This is a genomic window from Microbacterium sp. KU4F, from assembly GCF_056868075.1.
The window spans coordinates 66,964-86,269 of record NZ_CP200324.1; the positions used below are offsets into that span (position 1 = coordinate 66,964).

Below are 19,306 nucleotides of genomic sequence, written 5' to 3' on the forward strand. Positions count from 1 at the left end.
GTGACGAACTCTTCCGGCTCAGGCCTCTCCCACGGTACGAACAACGACGACACCACCAAGCACATCTTCGTGACGGGCGGTGTCGTCTCCTCGTTGGGCAAGGGCCTGACCGCCGCCAGCCTCGGCAACCTGCTCACCGCTCGGGGCCTGCGCGTCGTCATGCAGAAGCTCGACCCGTACCTGAACGTCGACCCGGGAACGATGAACCCGTTCCAGCACGGCGAAGTCTTCGTCACCGACGACGGCGCCGAGACCGACCTCGACATCGGGCACTACGAGCGCTTCCTCGACATCGAGCTGAGCCAGGCGGCCAACGTCACGACCGGCCAGATCTACTCGCAGGTGATCGCTCGCGAACGCCGCGGCGAGTACCTCGGCGACACGGTGCAGGTCATCCCGCACATCACCGACGAGATCAAGCGCCGGATGCGGCTGCAGGCCAGCGAGTCTCCCAAGCCCGACGTGATCATCACCGAGGTGGGGGGCACGGTCGGCGACATCGAGTCCCAGCCGTTCCTCGAGGCGGCACGTCAGCTGCGCCACGAGCTCGGTCGCGACACCGTGTTCTTCGTGCACGTGTCGCTCGTGCCGTTCATGGGCGCCTCCGGTGAGCAGAAGACCAAGCCGACGCAGCACTCCGTCGCAGCTCTCCGCTCGATCGGCATCCAGCCCGACGCGCTCGTGCTGCGCAGCGATCGTCCCGTCACCGACGCCAACAAGCGCAAGATCGCGCTGATGTGCGACGTCGACGTCGAAGGCGTCATCAATACCGTCGACCTGCCGAGCATCTACGACATCCCCTCCACCCTCAACGAGCAGGGCCTGGATGCGTACATCGCGCGCCGGCTCGGGCTCAGTGAGAAGGCGGCGGAGGTCGACTGGTCGCGCTGGCAGCAGGTGCTCAACGCCGTGCACAACCCCAAGCACGACGTCACGATCGGGCTGGTCGGCAAGTACATCGATCTTCCCGACGCCTACCTGTCGGTCACGGAAGCGCTGAAGGCCGGCGGCTTCGCGCACGAGACGCACGTCAACATCCGCTGGATCCCCTCGGACACGTGCGAGACGCCCGAGGGTGCCGCCGCCGCGCTCGCGGATGTCGACGGCATCGTCGTGCCCGGCGGCTTCGGCATCCGCGGCATCGAAGGCAAGCTCGGCGCGCTCCGCTTCGCACGCGAGCAGGGCATCCCGACGCTCGGGATCTGCCTCGGCCTGCAGTGCATGGTCATCGAGTACGCCCGCACGATGGCGGGCCTGGAGGGCGCGTCCTCGAGCGAGTTCGACCCCGACACCGTGCACCCGGTCGTGGCCACGATGGCCGAGCAGGTCGACATCCTCGACCACGGCGACCTGGGCGGCACGATGCGACTGGGGCTGTACCCGGCCGACCTCGCGGAGGGCTCGATCGCGGCGGAGGTCTACGGATCGAACCGCGCGTCGGAGCGCCACCGTCACCGCTACGAGGTCAACAACGCGTACCGGGAGCAGCTCGCCGAGGCGGGGCTCGTCTTCTCAGGCCTCAATCCCGACCTCGGTCTGGTCGAGTACGTCGAGCTGCCGCGCGACGTGCACCCGTACTACATCGCGACCCAGGCCCACCCCGAGCTGCGCTCGCGGCCGACGGCACCGCATCCGCTGTTCCGCGGGCTCGTCGGTGCGGCGCTGGACCGCCACCGCGCCAGCGAGCTGTTCGACGTCGAGAACGCGTGAGCGGGGCGCGGCCGTGATCCAGGACGAGCGGTTCGAGGGCGAGGTCGTCGACACGAGCGTGGTCTTCCACGGCCGCGTCTGGGACGTACGCTCGGACGTGGTGCGCTACGGCGACGGTGAGATCGTGCGCGACTACGTCGACCACACCGGAGCTGCGGCCGTCGTGGCCGTCGACGACGAGCACCGTGTGCTGCTCATTCAGCAGTACCGGCATCCGATTCGTCACCGCGACTGGGAGATCCCGGCGGGGCTGCTGGATGTGGCGGGCGAGAGCCCCGCCGAGACCGCCCGTCGTGAGCTCGCGGAGGAGGTCGATCTCGCCGCGGGAAGCCTCGAGCCGCTCGTGAGCCTGTTCACGAGCCCCGGCGGCAGCGACGAGATCGTCCACGTCTTCCTGGCGCGCGACCTCGTGCAACTCAGCGCGCACGAGCGCACCGACGAGGAGGCGGACATCGTCGCGCAGTGGGTGCCGCTGTCCGAGGTCGTCGACGCGATCCTCGCCGGCGGCGTGCGTAACGGGATCCTCATCTCGGGCGTGCTCGCCGCGGCCGAGCGGCTTCGCCGGGACGACCCGGTCGGTTGAGATGCGCATCGGCCGCGCGGTCGAGGTGTACCTGCGTCATGTGACGATCGAACGCGGACTGGCCTCGCACACCGTCGACGCCTACCGCCGCGACCTGGCGACCTATGTCGCCTGGCTCGCCGAGCGGGGCGTCGACGACGTCGGCGAGGTGGATGCGGCGATGATCGCCGCGTTCGCCGCGGAGAAGGCGGCGGCCGAGCCGCGGCCGGCCGCATCCAGCCTCGCGCGCCTGCAGTCCTCGGTCCGCGGGCTGCACCGCTTCCTCGTGCGTGAAGGGATCCGCGAAGACGATCCGGCGCAGGATCTTCGACCGCCCAAGCTCGCGCAGCGCCTGCCCAAGGCGCTGACCATCGAGCAGGTCGAGCGCCTCCTCGATGCGTCGGGCCCCGCGCCCGGTCGGGCGGATCAGGCCACCTCCGTCCAGCTTCGCGATCGGGCGCTCGTCGAGCTGCTCTACGCGACGGGTGCGCGCGTGTCGGAGATCGTGCAGCTCGACGTCGACGACCTCGCCCACGGCGAGGTGCTGCGGGTGCGGGGAAAGGGGTCGAAGGAGCGCATCGTGCCGGTCGGCTCCTACGCCCGCGCCGCCGTCGACGCGTATCTCACGCGCGCACGCCCCGAGCTCGCGCGCCGTGGCCGGGGCACTCCGCGCCTCTTCCTAGGTGCGCGCGGGGCGGCGCTGTCGCGGCAGAGCGCGTGGGCCGTCCTCCAGCAGGCGGCGGAAGGGGCGGGGCTGGAGGCGCACGTCTCGCCGCACACGCTGCGGCACTCGTTCGCGACGCACCTGCTGCAGGGCGGGGCAGACGTGCGCGTCGTCCAGGAACTGCTGGGCCACTCCTCGGTGGCCACGACGCAGATCTACACGCACGTCAGCGTCGACGCCCTCCGAGACGTCTACGCGGCGGCTCACCCGCGGGCGCGCTGAGCCGAACGCCCCGTCGTCATCGGGTGGATAGACACGGCCTCGCGGCCTGCGCGCTCGCGTGCGCCCGCGGATCATCGGAGAGGTGAGGAGACTGCGCCGCACCCCCGCGCGGGAGGACGCTGCGGGGCGTCCGGGCTTCGCCTACCTGCCCGCCGACACCGTGTACCTCGACGCGGCCTGCCAGTCGATGCGTCCCGTCCCGGTCATCGAGGCGCTCGACGAGTACTTCCGCACCCGGAACGCGTGCGGCGGGCGCGCCTCTTACGAGAGCGCGCGACAGGTGGATGCGGGCGTCGCCGACACGCGGGCCGCGGTGCTGCGTGCGCTCGGGTTGACCTCGCGCACGCACGCCGTCTCGTTCACGCTGAACACGACGTACGGCCTGAATCTCCTGCTCGCGCAGATGCCGGCCGGCGGGTTCCGTCGAGTCGTGACGACGGTGACCGAGCACAACGCGGTCTTCCTCAGCACCATCGCCTTCGCCCGCGCTCGCGGGATCGATCGTGTCGTGCTGGAGCGCGACGCCCTCGGTGCTCTGATGTACCGCGACGCCGACCTCGCAGATGCCCTCGTGGTCGTCTCGGCCCAGAACAACGTCGACGGCGCCGTCACCGCGGATCTGGCGGGACTCGTGGCCGACGCACACCGTCTCGGCGGGACCGTGATCGTCGACGCCGCCCAGGCGATGGCGCACGCGCCCGAGGTCCTGCGGTCTCTCGACGCCGATGCGATCTGCTTCTCGGCCCACAAGGCGTACGGACCGTCGCTGGGAGTCGTCGTCGCGACGCGCGCGCTGCTGATGTCGCTCGAGGTCGGATTCGTCGGCGGCGGCCAGGTGGCCGAGGTCACCGCCGATGACTTCGTGCTGCTCGACGAGCCGTACACCCGCCTGGAACCGGGCCTGCAGGCATGGGGGAGATCCTCGCCTTCGGCGCGGCGCTCCGCTGGCGGGAGGCATACGCGCGTACCGCGGGGGAGTCGGTGGAGCAGCGCGAGCGACGGCTCACCCGTTCGCTGCGCGAGGGGCTGGGCGAGATCCCGAACCTGACCGTCTTCGGCGATCCCGACGGCGCGCTCGTGCCGCTTCTGGCCCACCGCGTCGACAGCAACCGTCTGGCGGTCTTCCTCTCGAAGGCCGGGATCTCCGCGCGCAGCGGGTACTTCTGCGCGCACTACTGGCTTCGCGAACGCGAGCGGGTCGAGCCGCTGTTGCGGTTCAGCCTGGGCGCGCACAACACCGAGGAAGACGTCGCACGCTGTCTCGATGTGCTCGGCCGGATGCTGAGGGGGCTCTGAATGCTGTGCATCGCCGCGTTCCTCGTGCTGCTCGTGCTGGCGGCCGTCTCCGCCAAGTACCGGCGCCTGCTCGGTACGGCATGGCGGTGCGTCACCCGGCGCGTGACCTTCCGTCCCTGCGACACGTCGTTCCGCGAGGATGTGAAGAACAGCATGCTCGCGCCTCTCGCGGTGCGGGCTCCGAGGCTGGTGAAGCCGGCGAGCATCGCGATCGAGGTGGCCGCCTGGATCATGGTGCTCTCCCTCGTCCTCAGCCTGTACATCGTCGGCAAGAGCGGGCTGAACCTCTTCGTCTACGGCACCTGCAACCCGCAGGACACACAGGCCTGCAGTCTGTCCGCGGGGGCGTGCAGCATCGACGCCGGCGCGGACGACTTCGGCTCGGCGCTGGCCAAGGGGGATGTGATCGGCGCGTTCGCTGCGGAGTTCCGCTCGCTCGGCAAGACCTTCGACGCGCTTCCGAGCCGGCTGAAGGACTGGGACGCCCGCGAGTACCTCCCCGAGGCGGCGAGCTATGCCGGGGGCTTCCGTGAGGGACTCCCGGTGGCGATCGAGGTGATCGATCCCGGATGTCGCTTCTGCGGCGAGCTCTTCCGCAACATCGAGAGTGCGGGCTTCGCCGACGAACATAACCTCGCCTACATCCCGTACCCGATCGGACCGGATGCCGCCCCGAAGTTCACGAACTCGCCCCTGATCGCCGACTACCTCACCGCTGTACGCCTCACGGAGCAGGACGATGTCCCCGCTCAGGGAGGAACGGACTGGCGGATCCTCGAGCACATCTTCACGGGGGAGCGCCCCGACGGCGTCGCCTGGCAGATCTGGTTCAACGAGCAGGCCTCGGCGGATGAGGCCGAGACCCAGCTACAGCAGTGGCTCGTGGAGGCCGGCTACGACGCGGCCGACATCCACGACGTCGCCCGACTCGCCGCATCCGATCGGGTGCACGACATCGTCGCCGACGGCAAGCGTGTCGTCGAGGAGGAGATCCGCACGGCGACCGTTCCCACCCTCATCGCCGACGGCGCCCTGCACTCCGGCGTCGTGTCGGTCGACCGGCTCCAGGGGATGCGGTGAGCCGGACGCATTAGTCACGGCCGCCGCGCCCCGCGAGCCGGACTCCTCGCGCGCACACTGAGCGCATGAGCGTTCCCACCGCGCCGCCTTCACGCGCGCTCGCCGTCTTCTGGATCATCGCCGGCCTGCTCGGATGGGCGGTCTCGTTCCTGCTGTACCTCGAGTACATCGGGCAGCTGCGGGGCGTAGACCCGCTCGTGTCGTGTCAGCTGAGCGTGATCGTGACGTGCGGGCCCAACCTGCTCTCGCCCGGCGGCAACCTTCTCGGCTTCAGCAACTCGATCATCGGCGTCGTGCTCTTCCTCGGCCCGATCTACGCCGGTGTGACGGCACTCGCCGGGGCGACGGGCCTCAGAAGCTGGTACTGGCGCACCTACCTGTCCTTCATCGCCGCCGCCTTCGTGTTCGTGCACTTCCTGGCCTACCGGAGCATCTTCGAGTACGGCTCGCTCTGCCCTTGGTGCATGGTCGTGTGGCTCGTCACCATCCCGCTGTTCTGGGTCACGCTCGGCTGGAGTGCGCGTGCGGGGCTGTGGGGCAGCCGGATGCGGCCGGTCGGTCGGTGGCTCGCGAGCTGGGCGCCGCTGGTCGCCATCCTCGACGTCGCGCTGATCGCCGTCATCGCCCAGCTCAGGCTGGACGCCCTGGGCTCGCTCTTCTGAGCTGATGCCGCGCGCGTGGCGCGCGTCGCGTTACGAACCTGTGAATTGTCTAAGCGATCGCCGCTGAATCCGACTAGCGTCGGGCGCACCGGGGAAACGCGAGAGGACACCAGGTGACGACATCACGGCCACGAGCCACCCGTATGGGAATCGGAATCGGAATCGGCGCGGCTCTGGCGGTGACCGCCGGCATCGCGCCGGCCGCTGCCGTCGACCCCGCCGATCTGGAGGAGCGGGTGACGGTGGACGCCGTCGTCGGGCACCTGCAGCAGCTGCAGGACATCGCCGATGCGAACGGCGGCAATCGGGCGGCCGGCACCAGCGGCTATGAGGCCAGTGCGGTCTACATCGAGCAGACGCTGACGGCAGCCGGGTACACGCCGGAGCGCCAGTACTTCGACGCGGACCTGCAGACGATCGACGCCTACACGTTGACGGTCGACGGCTACACTCCCGCCGATCCCTTCGGCATCCCGATGGAGTTCACGCCGGGCACGCCCGCGGGCGGGCTCACAGATCTGCCGCTCATCGCCCCGACCGCGCCGCTGGGATGCACCGCGGACGACTGGGCGGGCACCGATGCCGCCGGCGCGATCGCCCTCGTCTCGCGCGGCAGCTGTTCCTTCGCGGAGAAGTCGGCGGCGGCCGCCGCCGCCGGCGCGGAGGCCGTGATCATCTACAACAACGAGGCGGGGCCGCTCCAGGGCACCCTCGGAGCGCAGACGCCCGACCTCGCACCGACCGTCGGCATCCTGCAGAGCGAGGGTCAGGACCTCCTCGCCGCGCTCGCCGACGGACCGGTCCTCGCGGATCTCGATCTGCAGCAGCACATCGACTCGGTCGAGACGTTCAACATCATCGCCGACACGCCCACCGGCCGCGACGACAACGTCGTCATGCTCGGCGCGCACCTGGACTCCGTCGAGGACGGCCCCGGCATCAACGACAACGGCTCGGGCTCGGCGGCGATCCTGGAGGTCGCCCTCCAGCTGGCCGCATCCGGTGAGCTGGAGAACACGGTCCGCTTCGCCTGGTGGGGCGCCGAGGAGATCGGGCTGCTGGGATCGGCGCACTACGTCGACGATCTCTACGAGACCGGTGGCGACGCGGCTCTCGAGACCATCGCGACGTATCTCAACTTCGACATGGTCGCCTCGCCCAACTACGTGATCGCCGTGTACGACGCCGACCAGTCCACGTACGAAGCTCCGGTGGAGGTCCCCGAGGGGTCGATCGCGACGGAGGCGGCGTTCACGAGCTACTTCGATGCGATCGGACAGCCCTGGATCGACACCGCCTTCGACGCCCGCAGCGATTACAACGCGTTCATCCTGGCGGGCATCCCGGCATCCGGGCTGTTCACGGGGGCCGACGACGTCAAGACCGCGGAGCAGGTCGCCCTGTTCGGCGGCACCGAAGGCATCATCATGGACCCGAACTACCACACGCCGGCCGATGACATGTCGAACATCAACACCGAGGCGCTCGGCATCATGCTCGGCGCGATGGCCAGCGTCACCGCGGCGCTGGCGAACGACACGTCCGCCGTCAACGGTGTCGCGCCCATCGTCGACCCCGTCGCCCCGGCGCCCGAGGTGACCGAGGAGGGCGACCACCTGCTGGCCGCCTCGGGCTCGGAGATCTCCGGCGTGTGGCTCGGCGGCGGCGTCCTGGCACTCCTCGCGGGTGCCGTCGTGCTGGCCGCGGCCGCACGTCGCCGGCGCACCGTGTGAGCGCGGTTCGGGGAGGGGGCTCGGTGCGCCCTCCCCGAACCCGCGGCCTGCCGTCGCTAGAATCGATCGAACGACCAAGCAGAGCGGGAGTACGGTGGCGGAGCGCGCAGTGAAGCAGGCGGGTAAAGGCACGAAGGGCGATGTGCCCCTCGGCCCGACCGGTCGCCCCTACCAGGGGTTCGCGACACCGCCGGCGCTCGCGGCCCACGGCCCTGCCCGCATCATCGCCCTCTGCAACCAGAAGGGCGGGGTCGGCAAGACGACCACGACCATCAACCTGGCCGCGTCTCTCGCGCACTACGGCCGCAAGGTGCTGGCGGTCGACTTCGACCCGCAGGGCGCACTGTCCGCGGGCCTGGGCATCACGACGCACGACGTGCCCACCATCTACGACCTGCTGCTGGACACCAAGCGCGACCCGCGCGAGGTCATCGTGAAGACCTCCGTCGAGGGTCTGGACGTGCTGCCGGCCAACATCGACCTCTCGGCCGCCGAGGTGCACCTGGTCAACGAGGTGGCACGCGAGACGATCCTCGCCCGGGTGCTCCGCCACGTGGCGGGGGAGTACGACGTCATCCTCATCGACTGCCAGCCCTCCCTGGGGCTGCTGACGGTCAATGCCCTGACGGCGAGCCACGGCGTGCTCATCCCGCTCGAGTGCGAGTTCTTCGCCCTGCGCGGCGTCGCCCTGCTGATCGAGACGATCGACAAGGTACGCGACCGGCTGAACCCCTCGATCACCCTGGACGGCGTGCTCGCCACGATGTATGACCCCCGCACGCTCCACTCGCGCGAGGTGCTCGAGCGCGTGGTCGAGGCGTTCGGCGACGATGTGCTGGAGACCGTGATCGGGCGCACCGTGAAGTTCCCGGACGCGTCGGTGTCGGGGATGCCCATCACCGAGTTCGCTCCCGAGCACGCCGCGGCGCAGGCCTACCTGCGTCTCGCGCGGGAGCTGGTCGCCCGTGGCGCCGTCGCCTGAGCCGCAGGACGCGGCCACAGACGGATTCCGGGTATCGCTGGGCGTCTTCGACGGCCCGTTCGATCTGCTGCTGACCCTCATCTCGCAGCACGAGCTCGACATCACGGATGTGGCGCTCAGCGTCGTCACCGACGAGTTCATCGCGTACCTGCGCCAGCTCGGGCCGGATGCGGAACTGGATGAGGCGTCGGAGTTCCTCGTCGTCGCCGCCACCCTGCTCGACATGAAGGTGGCGGGACTGCTCCCGCAGGGCGAGCTCGTCGACGCGGAGGCCGTGGCTCTGCTCGAGGCTCGCGACCTGTTGTTCGCGCGGTTGCTGCAGTACCGGGCCTTCAAAGAGGTCTCCGCGTGGTTCGCGCGCTCGTTGGAGCGTGAGGACAGACGGCACGCGCGCAGCGTCCGCATCGACGAGCGGTACCGGCAGGCTGCCCCCGAGCTCGTGTGGACGCTCAGTACCGAGGATTTCGCCGCGCTCGCCATGCTGGCGATGGCGCCGAAGGAGATCCCGACGGTCGGCCTCGACCACCTGCACGCGCCGCTGGTCAGCATCCGCGAGCAGGCCGCGATCGTCGTGACCCTCCTGCGCCAGCGCGGCACGCTGACCTTCCGCGAGCTGATCGCCGGGGTGGACGCCTCCGGCATCGTCGTCGCACGATTCCTCTCCATCCTCGAGCTGTACCGCCACGCGGCGCTGTCATTCGAGCAGCTGGAGCCCCTCGGCGAGCTGACCCTGCGCTGGAGCGCGGAACGCTGGTCCGAGGAGAACCTCGCCACTCTGGGAGCCGACTATGACCGATGACATCCGCACCGAAGAGTCGGAGACCACTGCCTGGCCGCAGGATGTGGGCTCCGTCGCGCGCCGGCTCGAGGCCGTGCTGCTGATCCTCGACGAGCCGCACAGCGTCGTCGCGCTCGCGGCGGCCGTCAGCGCACCCGTCCCTGCGGTGCGCAAGGCGATCGCTGCGCTCGTCGCCGACTACGACGGCGAGGACGGCGGCCCGCGACGCGGCTTCGAGCTGCGCGAAGTGGGCGGCGGATGGCGGCTCTACGTGCGTGAGGAGTACGACCGCGTCATCACCGAGTTCCTCGGCACCCAGCAGCCCGCACGTCTCTCGCAGGCGGCCCTGGAGACCCTCGCGGTCATCGCGTACAAGCAGCCCGTCACCCGCGGACAGGTCGCGTCGATCCGCGCCGTCAACGTCGACTCGGTCGTGCGCACGCTCGTGGGCCGCGGACTCATCACGGAGGTGGGTCACGACGGGGAGACCGGCGCCATCCTGTACGGCACCACCGACGCGCTGCTGGAGAAGCTCGGCATCAACACGATCGACGAGCTTCCGCACATCTCACCGCTGCTGGATGACGGCAGCACCGGCTTCGAGGAGATCGCACGATGACCGATACCGAGGGCGTCCGCCTGCAGAAGGCGCTCGCGAACGCGGGCGTCGCCTCCCGCCGCGTGGCGGAGCAGTACATCGTCGAGGGCCGGGTGCGGGTGAACGGTGCCGTCGTGACCGAGCTCGGCAGCCGGATCGATCCCGAGACCGACCTCGTCGACGTCGACGGCGTCGCGGTCGAGTTCGACCAGTCGAAGCGGTACGTCATGCTCAACAAGCCCACCGGCGTCGTCAGCTCGATGGGCGACGACCGCGGCCGCCGTGACCTCCGCGAGTTCACCCGCGATTTCGAGGAGCGCCTCTACAACGTCGGTCGCCTGGATGCCGACACGTCGGGCCTGCTCCTGCTGACCAACGACGGGGAACTGGCCCACGTGCTGGCGCACCCCTCGTTCGGTGTCACGAAGGTCTACATCGCGAAGGTCGACGGTCGCGTGTCGGCGCAGACGATCTCGACGCTCACGCGCGGCTTCGAGCTGGAGGACGGCTTCATCCGGGCGGACAAGGCGCGTCTGCTCGATGCCTCGGCCACGAGCAGCCTCGTGGAGCTCACGCTGCACTCCGGGCGCAACCGCATCGTGCGCCGCATGATGGCCTCGGTCGGGCACCCCGTGCTCGAGCTCGTGCGCCGGCAGTTCGGGCCCCTCCACCTGGGAACACTCCCGGCGGGAAGGATGCGGGAGTTGACTAAGATCGAGCGGGGTGCGCTTCTCACGCTCGCGCGCCGCGACCAGGTGTCCGACCCGCCCGGAGAGCAGGAGAACCAGTGAGCGAGTCGAACGGCACCAGCGCGCCCGCGCGGGTCGCCGCGCGCACCTCGGGCACGGTCCGTGTCGTCGGCGCGGGCCTGCTGGGCGCCAGCATCGGTCACGCCCTCCGTGCCCTGGACGTCGACGTCGTGCTCGACGACACCTCGCCCGCCCAGCTCCGCCTCGCGATCGACTACGGCGCCGGTCGTGCCGCGGCCCCCGGCGACGCCCCCCGCCTCGTCGTCGTCGCCGTGCCGCCGGATGTGATCGCCGACGTGGTCGAGCGAGAACTCGCCGCCTACCCCGACGCGGTCGTGACCGATGTCGCGAGCGTGAAGGGAGAGCCGCTCCGCGCGCTCCGAGCCCGAGGGGCGAACTTGGCGCGGTACATCGGCTCGCATCCCATGGCCGGACGCGAACGCGGCGGGGCCATCGCCGCCCGCGCCGACCTGTTCATCGGACGGCCGTGGGTGGTCTGCCGCGACGAGGAGACCACGGCTGCCGATCTCGCGCTCGTCGAGGGTCTCGCTCTCGATCTGGGAGCGACGCCGATAGAGATGGCGCCCGAGGAACACGACCGCTCGGTCGCCCTCGTCTCGCACGTTCCCCAACTCGTTTCGAGCCTGCTGGCCGCGCGGCTCACGGCTGCCCCCGAAGACGCGCTGCGTCTGGCGGGACAGGGCGTTCGCGACACGACCCGGCTCGCTGCATCCGCTCCCGAGCTCTGGGTGCAGATCCTCGGCGCCAATGCTGCTCCGGTCGTGGACGTGCTCGACGCGTTCGCGGAGGATCTCGCCGCCGTCGCGGATGCGCTGCGCGAGCCCGATGCGCCGGGTGCCCGTCGCGGCGTCGCCGACACGATCCTGCGCGGAAATCAGGGCGTCGAGCGGCTGCCCGGCAAGCACGGGCAGAACCGTCGTTTCGAGACCATCGTCGTCATGGTGGACGACACGCCAGGTCAGCTCGGTCGCCTGTTCGGCGAACTCGGCGAGCTGGGTGTGAACGTCGAGGACCTGCGCCTGGAGCATTCGCCCGGCGCCCAGTTCGGCCTGGCAGAGATCAGTGTCGTTCCCGCGATCGCCGCGCCCGCTGTGGCGGGCCTCGAGGCGCGCGGGTGGAGGATTGCGAGCAGTGCAAATGAGTGATTCCGACGTCGCCATCGTCGCCGTCGACGGACCCGCCGGCAGCGGCAAGTCCTCGGTCTCCAAGGAGGTGGCGCGCCGCCTCGGTTACGGGTACCTCGACACGGGCGCGGTGTACCGCTCCCTGGCCTGGCACGCCCTCGACCGATCCGTCGACACCTCCGACGCCACCGCGGTGCTCGAGGCGATGGGCGACTTCGACGGCAGCATCTCGCTGGACCCCGACGACTATTGGGTGCGGGTGGGCGACACGGACGTCACCGAGGCGATCCGTGAGACCCGCGTGACCGACGCGGTCAGCGGAGTCGCCCGCGTCCCCGTCGTCCGTCACACCGTCAATGCCCGTTTCCGCGCCCTCGTCGCCGACTCCGGACGACCCGGCGTCGTCGTGGAGGGCCGTGACATCACCACGGTCGTGGCTCCCGATGCGCCGGTGCGCATTCTGCTGACGGCGGCCCCCGAGGTGCGCGCTGCCCGGCGCAGCGCCGAGGTCACCGGACAGGATGCGGCGGCGGTCGCCGACTCGCTGCGCCGACGTGACGCATCAGATTCCACCGTCGTCGACTTCATGTCGGCGGCCGAAGGGGTCGAGGTCGTGGATTCCACGCACCTCGACTTCGATGAGACAGTGGCGGCCGTTCTCGCGGTCGCAGAGAAAATGCAGGAGGTGCGCGATGCGCGCTGAGGACGAGTACGAAGCCGGACCGGATCAGCTCGAGGAGACCCTCGCTGGAATCGACGACACGCTGGCCGAGCAGCGCGCGATCGCGCTGCGGGCGTCGCTCGAGGACTACGACCTCGACGACGACGACGCCGAGGTGCTCGCGGGGCTCGTCGGCTCGGGCGATGGGATCGAGTACCTGCCGGCGCTGCCGGTGGTCGCGATCGTCGGTCGCCCGAACGTCGGCAAGTCCGCGCTCGTGAACCGCATCCTCGGGCGCCGCGAGGCCGTCGTCGAGGACACCCCCGGGGTGACGCGCGACCGCGTGACGTACAAGGCCGAGTGGCTCGAGCGTCGCTTCTCGCTCGTCGACACCGGCGGCTGGGAGCCCGATGCCAAGGGCATCGACCGGTCGGTCGCCGCCCAGGCCGAGGTCGCGATCGACCTCGCCGATGTGGTGCTGTTCGTCGTGGACGCGATCGTGGGCGCCACCTCCACCGACGAGCACGTCGTGAAGCTGCTGCGTCGCAGCGGCAAGCCGGTCATGCTCGTCGCCAACAAGATCGACGATGCGCGCCAGGAGCCGGAGGCGGCTGCCCTGTGGAACCTGGGTCTCGGGGAGCCGCATCCGGTCTCCGCCATCCACGGCCGCGGCGTCGCGGACCTGCTCGACGAGCTCGTGAAGGTGCTGCCCGACGTCTCCGCGGTCGCCAAGCACGAGATCGGCGGGCCTCGTCGCGTCGCGATTCTGGGCCGCCCGAACGTGGGCAAGTCGTCGCTGCTGAACAAGGCGGCCGGCGAGGAGCGCGTCGTGGTCAACGAGCTCGCCGGCACCACCCGAGACCCGGTCGATGAGATCGTCGAGCTCGGCGGCAAGCTGTGGCGTCTGGTCGACACCGCCGGCATCCGTCGGCGCGTGCACCTGCAACAGGGTGCCGACTTCTATGCGTCGCTGCGCACATCGGCCGCGCTCGAGAAGGCCGAGGTCGCCGTCGTCGTGCTGGACGTGTCCGAGCCGCTCAGCGAGCAGGACGTGCGCATCATCGACATGGTGCTCGAATCGGGTCGCGCGCTCGTTCTCGCCTTCAACAAGTGGGACCGCCTGAACGACGACGACATGGCGAACATCGACCGACGCCGCTACCTCGAGCGTGAGATCGAGCAGGACCTCGCGCACGTCGCGTGGGCCCCGCGCGTCAACATCTCCGCCCGCACCGGCCGTCATCTCGAAAAGCTCGTCCCGGCTCTCGAGACGGCGCTCGAGTCGTGGGACCAGCGCATCTCGACGGGCAAGTTCAACGCCTTCCTCTCCGAGCTCGTGGCCGAGCACCCTCACCCCGTGCGCGGCGGCAAGCAGCCCCGCATCCTGTTCGGCACGCAGGCGGGCACGCGCCCGCCGACCTTCGTCCTGTTCACGACCGGCTTCCTGGACCCCGGCTACCGCCGGTTCATCCAGCGCCGCCTGCGCGAGCTGTACGGCTTCGAGGGAACGCCCATCGTCATCAACATGCGAGTTCGCGAGCGCCGCCAGCGCTGAGCTCACCGCACCGTCTCAGCTGACTCTCTCAGCGCACCGCGAACCGCGCGAACCGCTCACCCGGCACCGTGTCGAGCGAGACCTCGTAGGAGGCCTCGCCGACACGGGGCAGGGGGATGCGGGTTCCTTCGCTGCGGAAGCGCTGCAGGGCCCAGCACGTCACGCCGGCATCGGCGAGTCGGTGCCCCAGCACGGCGAGCTCCGCCGCATCCGCCGCCTCGGGGTGCACCGTCGTGCGCACCTCGTAGTCGAGGGGGCGGGTGGTCGCCGCGCGCGCCGCCGACTCGGCGAGGACGACAGAGAGCGAGCCCCAGGACCGCTCGGCGCTGTTCGAGTAGCCCGTGACCTTCTCGTAGAGCCGTTTGCTCGTCTTGATGTCCAGACCCACCCAATCGACGTGGGGCAGGATGCGGGCGAGCGCGGCCGGGTAGATCCCGGCCGTGTGCAGGCCCACCGCGAATCCGAGCTGCCTGACCGCCGCGATCGCCGCCGGGAGGGCCGGCTGCATCGTGGGCTCCCCGCCGGAGAACACGACGCCGTCCAGCAGACCGCGCCGCTTCTTCAGGAACGTCCACAGCGTGCGCCAGCTCATCGCGGCGGGCGCACGCGGCGCGCGCAGCGCCGGGTTGTGGCAGTAGAAGCAATCCCACGGGCATCCCTGCAGGAAGACGGTCGCGACGAGCTTGTCGGGCCAGTCGACCGTGGATAGGCGTGTGAGACCGGCGATGCGCAGGGTGGCCGGGTCGATCGCGGCGGGGATCACCTCACACCGCCGCGGCGGCGAGGGAGCGCGATTCGGCGAACGCCAGCCGCTCGGCGGCCTCGCCCTTCTTGCCGACGTTGAACGACGACACGGGGCGGAAGTAGCCCATGACCCGGGTCCACACCTCGCAATCCGCACCGCATTCCGGGCAGAGAAGGTGCTCTCCGGAGCGGTAGCCGTGGCGTGGGCAGATGGAGAACGTCGGGGTGATCGTGATGTAGGGCAGCCGGAACTTCTCGAGCGCGCGCCGCACGAGCGTGCGGCAGGCCGCGGCGGAGGAGACGGCCTCGCCCATGTAGAGGTGGAGCACCGTGCCGCCGGTGTACTTCTGCTGCAGGTCCTCCTGGAGCGCGAGCGCCTCGAACGCGTCGTCGGTGTAGCCCACGGGCAGCTGCGAGGAGTTCGTGTAGTACGGGTTGTCGTCGGTGCCGGCGTGGCGGATCCCGTCGTAGCGGGCGATGTCGCTCTTCGCGAATCGGTACGTGGCGCCCTCTGCGGGCGTCGCCTCGAGGTTGTACATCGTGCCGGTCGCCTCCTGGAACTCCACCATCCGGTCGCGGATGTGATCCAGGATGCGGGCGACGAGGGCGTGACCCGCATCCGAGGTGATGTCCTCCGTGTCGCCGGTGAAGTTGCGCACGAGCTCGTTGAGCCCGTTGACGCCGATCGTGGAGAAGTGGTTGTCGAGCGTGCCGAGGTAGCGCTTCGTGTACGGGAAGAGGCCCCCGTCGATGTGGCGCTGGATCACGACGCGCTTGGCCTCGAGACTGTCGCGGGCGATCTCGAGCAGCCCGTCGAGCCGTGCGATGAGACCCGCCTCGTCACCGGGGTGCAGGTAGCCGAGGCGCGCGCAGTTCACAGTGACCACCCCGAGCGAGCCGGTCTGCTCCGCCGAGCCGAACAGGCCGTTGCCGCGGGCGAGCAGCTGGGTGAGGTCGAGCTGGAGGCGGCAGCACATCGACCGGATCATGTGCGGGTCGAGGTCGGAGTTCACGAAGTTCTGGAAGTAGGGCAGCCCGTACTTGGCGGTCATCGCGAACAGGGCGTCGACGGCGGGGTCGTCCCAGTCGAAGTCCTTCGTGATGTTGTAGGTCGGGATGGGGAAGGTGAACGCCCGCCCGTCGGCGTCGCCGGCGGTCATGACGTCGATGAACGCCCGGTTGATGACCGCCATCTCGGGGGCGAGGTCGCCGTAGGTGAAGTCGCACACCTGGCCGCCGATCATCGGGCGCTGGTCGGCCAGGTCGTCCGGGCACGCCCAGTCGAGGGTGAGGTTGGTGAAGGGGGTCTGGGTGCCCCACCGGGAGGGGACGTTGAGGTTGAAAACGAACTCCTCGATCGCCTGCCGCACGGCCTCGGCGTCGAGGTCGTCCAGGCGGACGAAGGGCGCGAGATAGGTGTCGAAGGAGCTGAACGCCTGGGCGCCCGCCCACTCGTTCTGGAGGGTCCCGAGGAAATTGACCATCTGGCCGAGCGCGCTCGACAGGTGCCGGGGCGGGGCGGAGGAGACCTTGCCCGGGACGCCATTGAAGCCATGCTCGAGGAGGGTGCGCAGCGACCAGCCGGCGCAGTAGCCGGCGAACATGTCGAGGTCGTGGATGTGGATGTCACCGTCGCGGTGCGCGGCGCCCGCCTCGGGTGCGTAAACCTGGTCGAGCCAGTAATTGGCGATGACTTTGCCGGACGTGTTGAGCATCATGCCGCCGAGGGAGTATCCCTGGTTGGCGTTGGCGTTGACGCGCCAGTCTCCGCGCGAGAGGTACTCGTCGATCGTGGGGGCGACGGGGATCGTGCGAGCGGTGGTGGACGTGGACATGCAGGCTCCTTCTAGCCGTGGGGTGAAGGTGATCTGCGGTGGTTCGACCACTGTATGTAGGGGTGGGAGGCGTTGTCGAACCCATATGTTGGGGAATAACAGCCTGCGGTTGTCATCCGCGCGGCGCCGATTGTGGGTGCTCACAGCCGCGCGCGTCGCTGCGGGTCGATGCTCATCGGCGGGTGTAGAAGGCGCGACGGTTCTCCCGAATGCGTCGACGGTCGCGTCGGCATCCTCGCGGTGTGCGAGGCTGTCAGCGTGACGATCGAACCCCCTGCCCCCGGAGAGCCGCGCCGGCCGCTGGGACCGCGGGATCCGGGGGATGCCTGGGTCGTCGCGCCGACCGGGGAGCGCTACTGGGGTCGCTTCGGCGCCGCGGGGCTTCTCGCGGTCGACCCGGTGCGTGGAGTGCTGCTGCAGCACCGCGTCTCGTGGAGCCACCATGGCGGCACGTGGGCCCTGCCCGGCGGTGCACGCCACGAAGGCGAGTCCGCTCTGGACGGTGCGCTGCGCGAGGCGACGGAGGAGGCGGGTGTGCCCGACGGTGCCGTCAGGCCACGGCTCATGAGCGTGTTCGATCTCGGCTACTGGTCGTACGCGACGGTGCTGGCGGATGTGGTGGATGCCTTCGATCCGGTGATCAGCGACCCCGAGAGCGTTGAGCTGTCGTGGGTGCCCGTCGCTGACGTCGACGACTATCCGCTGCACCCCGGGTTCGCCGCATCCTGGCCTCGGCTGCGTGAACTGCTGGCCGTTCGGCCGAAGATCGTGGTGGATGCGGCCAACGTCGTCGGCTCCGTGCCGGACGGCTGGTGGAACGATCGCGCGGGCGCGGCGGAGCGGCTCGTCGAGCGGCTTCGCGGCCTGGCCGTGCGCGGCATTCCCGGCGATGCCCTGGGACTGGCGGAGGACCGCTGGTATCCGGAGATCAAGGTCGTGCTGGAGGGCAGGGCGCGTGAAGCCGCTCCGGGTGCCGAGGTGTTCTACGCCGCCTCCTATCGGACGCCCGTCGTGCTCGAGATCCGCGCAGAGGCCGCGGGCGACGACGCGATCGTCTGGACGGCGCGCGAAGAGGCCGAGTGGGGTGCGCAGGTGATCGTCGTGACGAGTGATCGTGCACTCGCCGCGCGGTGCGAGGCCGTCGGCGCCTCCGTGCGGGGAACGCGCTGGCTGCTCGACCTGTTCGAGGACTGAGCGCCGGTGAGTGGCCCGCGGGATTCCGTCTCCGTCGCACACGTGGTTGCGGCCTCGCCGGCTGTCGTCTGGCGCGCACTCACCGCCGGCCGGGCCCAGTGGTGGCCGGATCTGCGATTCGATGCCGTGGTCGGCGCGCCGCTCGTCGAGACGTGGGTCGAGGCGGGGCAGCAACGGCAGGCTCACGGGGTCGTCACTCGATGCGATGAGGCGGAGCTTCTCGCGTTCCGGTGGCGAGAGGACGGATGGTCGGCGCCGCTCGAGGTGAGGTTCCGACTGGAGGCGCATGACTTGGGGACCTCCGTCACGCTCACGGAGACGGGCTTTCGCCGCGCGGATGTGTCGCCGACGCTCGCCGACGAGCACGAGGAGGGCTGGCGCTACCACCTCACGCGGTTGGCGCGGGCGTGCGGCGCATCGGATGATCGAGGCGTACCGACCCACGATCGAACGGATGTCATGAACGTTCAGCCCTCTGCTCTGCTGCGCGCGGTCCGTGCCGCGGGCCTGCTCGCCGACCCCGTCGAGGAAGAAGGAGTCGTCCGCGGACCTGCTCGCCTGGAAGCGGCCGGCTACGACGTGTCGGTCAATCTCGACCCGGACCCCGAGTTCGATCCCCTTGACGACGAAGTGGGCGCCGAGCCTGTCGAGCCTGCCTCCCTCATCGCCGCGGCCGAGGCGTTCCTCACCATGAGCGCCGCACGGTGGGGCCGCTTGATCGACGAGATCCTCGAGGAGATCGAGGGGGCTGGGAGAGTCGCCGGGCGTGAGGACCTCACGATCGAGTGGGTGGCGGTCGTCCCGGACGCGTACCTGGTGTCTTTCCCCGTGCCCCGCGAATCACCCGAGGTCTTCATCCGTGCGCAGCTCGACGCCGACTTCCGGCTCGACGAGCTCTACATCGATGAAGACCCTGATGAGGACGATGATGACGACGACGCCGCGGTCGACGTCGCCTCGCTCGAAGCGCTGCTCGACGAGCTCAACGGCAAGGACGCCTCCGGCGGCAGGAAGGCCTGATCGCGCGTCGCGACACGCTCTCGGCAGCCGTGCGCGGGCGACAGCGAACATCGTCC

Annotated in this window: 18 protein-coding genes and 1 pseudogene; 17 read left to right on the forward strand and 2 right to left on the reverse strand. The window is 70.0% G+C overall.

Annotation, left to right across the window (positions count from 1 at the left end):
• From AC1VNH_RS00310 to der, 15 genes and pseudogenes are all read left to right on the forward strand, one after another.
• The gene (locus AC1VNH_RS00310; protein ID WP_243228162.1) at positions 1-1,710 is read left to right on the forward strand and encodes a CTP synthase; all 1,710 of its coding nucleotides are present in this window, start codon (positions 1-3) and stop codon (positions 1,708-1,710) included.
• A 13-nt stretch (positions 1,711-1,723) separates the two neighbouring features.
• Positions 1,724-2,293, forward strand: coding sequence for an NUDIX domain-containing protein (locus AC1VNH_RS00315; protein WP_344230610.1), 570 nt, complete (start codon positions 1,724-1,726; stop codon positions 2,291-2,293).
• 1 nt (position 2,294) lies between these two features.
• Positions 2,295-3,218: a site-specific tyrosine recombinase XerD gene (xerD, locus tag AC1VNH_RS00320; RefSeq protein ID WP_483109398.1), complete on the forward strand. Its 924-nt coding sequence runs from the start codon at positions 2,295-2,297 to the stop codon at positions 3,216-3,218.
• A 187-nt stretch (positions 3,219-3,405) separates the two neighbouring features.
• Positions 3,406-4,053 (forward strand): annotated as a pseudogene (locus AC1VNH_RS00325) (aminotransferase class V-fold PLP-dependent enzyme); the annotation flags it as partial.
• A 74-nt stretch (positions 4,054-4,127) separates the two neighbouring features.
• Entirely contained in the window at positions 4,128-4,514 is a 387-nt protein-coding gene (locus AC1VNH_RS00330) for an aminotransferase class V-fold PLP-dependent enzyme (protein WP_483109399.1), read from the forward strand.
• Entirely contained in the window at positions 4,515-5,594 is a 1,080-nt protein-coding gene (locus AC1VNH_RS00335) for a hypothetical protein (RefSeq protein ID WP_483109400.1), read from the forward strand.
• A 65-nt stretch (positions 5,595-5,659) separates the two neighbouring features.
• Positions 5,660-6,256 (forward strand): vitamin K epoxide reductase family protein, encoded by a 597-nt coding sequence (locus AC1VNH_RS00340; RefSeq protein ID WP_483109401.1) that lies wholly within the window; start codon positions 5,660-5,662, stop codon positions 6,254-6,256.
• 113 nt (positions 6,257-6,369) lie between these two features.
• On the forward strand, positions 6,370-7,989 hold the full coding sequence (locus AC1VNH_RS00345) for a M20/M25/M40 family metallo-hydrolase (RefSeq protein ID WP_483109402.1): 1,620 nt from the start codon (positions 6,370-6,372) through the stop codon (positions 7,987-7,989).
• Between the two features lie 94 nt (positions 7,990-8,083).
• Positions 8,084-8,971 (forward strand): ParA family protein, encoded by an 888-nt coding sequence (locus AC1VNH_RS00350; protein ID WP_243228155.1) that lies wholly within the window; start codon positions 8,084-8,086, stop codon positions 8,969-8,971.
• Positions 8,955-9,770: a segregation and condensation protein A gene (locus AC1VNH_RS00355; RefSeq protein WP_483109403.1), complete on the forward strand. Its 816-nt coding sequence runs from the start codon at positions 8,955-8,957 to the stop codon at positions 9,768-9,770. Before AC1VNH_RS00350 ends, AC1VNH_RS00355 begins: the two co-directional genes overlap by 17 nt.
• Entirely contained in the window at positions 9,760-10,368 is a 609-nt protein-coding gene (gene scpB, locus AC1VNH_RS00360) for an SMC-Scp complex subunit ScpB (RefSeq protein WP_234073166.1), read from the forward strand. Before AC1VNH_RS00355 ends, scpB begins: the two co-directional genes overlap by 11 nt.
• Positions 10,365-11,138, forward strand: a complete 774-nt coding sequence (locus tag AC1VNH_RS00365; protein WP_243228152.1) for a pseudouridine synthase — start codon at positions 10,365-10,367, stop codon at positions 11,136-11,138. Before scpB ends, AC1VNH_RS00365 begins: the two co-directional genes overlap by 4 nt.
• Positions 11,135-12,262, forward strand: coding sequence for a prephenate dehydrogenase (locus tag AC1VNH_RS00370; protein WP_483109404.1), 1,128 nt, complete (start codon positions 11,135-11,137; stop codon positions 12,260-12,262). The genes AC1VNH_RS00365 and AC1VNH_RS00370 overlap by 4 nt, the downstream gene beginning before the upstream one ends.
• The gene (gene cmk / locus AC1VNH_RS00375; RefSeq protein WP_483109405.1) at positions 12,255-12,944 is read left to right on the forward strand and encodes a (d)CMP kinase; all 690 of its coding nucleotides are present in this window, start codon (positions 12,255-12,257) and stop codon (positions 12,942-12,944) included. Before AC1VNH_RS00370 ends, cmk begins: the two co-directional genes overlap by 8 nt.
• Positions 12,934-14,457, forward strand: coding sequence for a ribosome biogenesis GTPase Der (gene der, locus AC1VNH_RS00380; protein ID WP_483109406.1), 1,524 nt, complete (start codon positions 12,934-12,936; stop codon positions 14,455-14,457). Before cmk ends, der begins: the two co-directional genes overlap by 11 nt.
• A 28-nt stretch (positions 14,458-14,485) precedes the next feature.
• On the opposite strand, the gene AC1VNH_RS00385 is transcribed toward der, so the two are convergent.
• Together AC1VNH_RS00385 and AC1VNH_RS00390 are read right to left on the reverse strand one after the other, a co-directional pair.
• The gene (locus AC1VNH_RS00385; protein WP_483109407.1) at positions 14,486-15,220 is read right to left on the reverse strand and encodes an anaerobic ribonucleoside-triphosphate reductase activating protein; all 735 of its coding nucleotides are present in this window, start codon (positions 15,218-15,220) and stop codon (positions 14,486-14,488) included.
• 1 nt (position 15,221) lies between these two features.
• Positions 15,222-17,036: a ribonucleoside triphosphate reductase gene (locus AC1VNH_RS00390; protein WP_483109408.1), complete on the reverse strand. Its 1,815-nt coding sequence runs from the start codon at positions 17,034-17,036 to the stop codon at positions 15,222-15,224.
• A gap of 258 nt (positions 17,037-17,294) precedes the next feature.
• Here AC1VNH_RS00390 and AC1VNH_RS00395 point away from each other — a divergent pair, with 258 nt between their 5' ends.
• Together AC1VNH_RS00395 and AC1VNH_RS00400 are read left to right on the forward strand one after the other, a co-directional pair.
• A complete protein-coding gene (locus tag AC1VNH_RS00395; RefSeq protein ID WP_483109409.1) occupies positions 17,295-18,230 on the forward strand; it encodes an NUDIX domain-containing protein in 936 nt (311 codons plus the stop codon).
• A 6-nt stretch (positions 18,231-18,236) separates the two neighbouring features.
• Complete coding sequence (locus tag AC1VNH_RS00400; protein ID WP_483109410.1) at positions 18,237-19,250, forward strand: SRPBCC family protein; 1,014 nt, start codon at positions 18,237-18,239, stop codon at positions 19,248-19,250.
• The last annotated feature ends 56 nt before the right edge of the window (positions 19,251-19,306 follow it).

Bases quoted from the DNA above. Each gene is read 5' to 3' on its own strand.
- AC1VNH_RS00340 (WP_483109401.1), top strand. From the start codon at position 5,660: ATGAGCGTTCCCACCGCGCCGCCTTCACGCGCGCTCGCCGTCTTCTGG.
- der (WP_483109406.1), top strand. From the start codon at position 12,934: ATGCGCGCTGAGGACGAGTACGAAGCCGGACCGGATCAGCTCGAGGAG.
- AC1VNH_RS00390 (WP_483109408.1), bottom strand. From the start codon at position 17,036: ATGTCCACGTCCACCACCGCTCGCACGATCCCCGTCGCCCCCACGATC.
- AC1VNH_RS00330 (WP_483109399.1), top strand. From the start codon at position 4,128: ATGGGGGAGATCCTCGCCTTCGGCGCGGCGCTCCGCTGGCGGGAGGCA.
- cmk (WP_483109405.1), top strand. From the start codon at position 12,255: ATGAGTGATTCCGACGTCGCCATCGTCGCCGTCGACGGACCCGCCGGC.
- AC1VNH_RS00365 (WP_243228152.1), top strand. From the start codon at position 10,365: ATGACCGATACCGAGGGCGTCCGCCTGCAGAAGGCGCTCGCGAACGCG.
- xerD (WP_483109398.1), top strand. From the start codon at position 2,295: ATGCGCATCGGCCGCGCGGTCGAGGTGTACCTGCGTCATGTGACGATC.
- scpB (WP_234073166.1), top strand. From the start codon at position 9,760: ATGACCGATGACATCCGCACCGAAGAGTCGGAGACCACTGCCTGGCCG.
- AC1VNH_RS00335 (WP_483109400.1), top strand. From the start codon at position 4,515: ATGCTGTGCATCGCCGCGTTCCTCGTGCTGCTCGTGCTGGCGGCCGTC.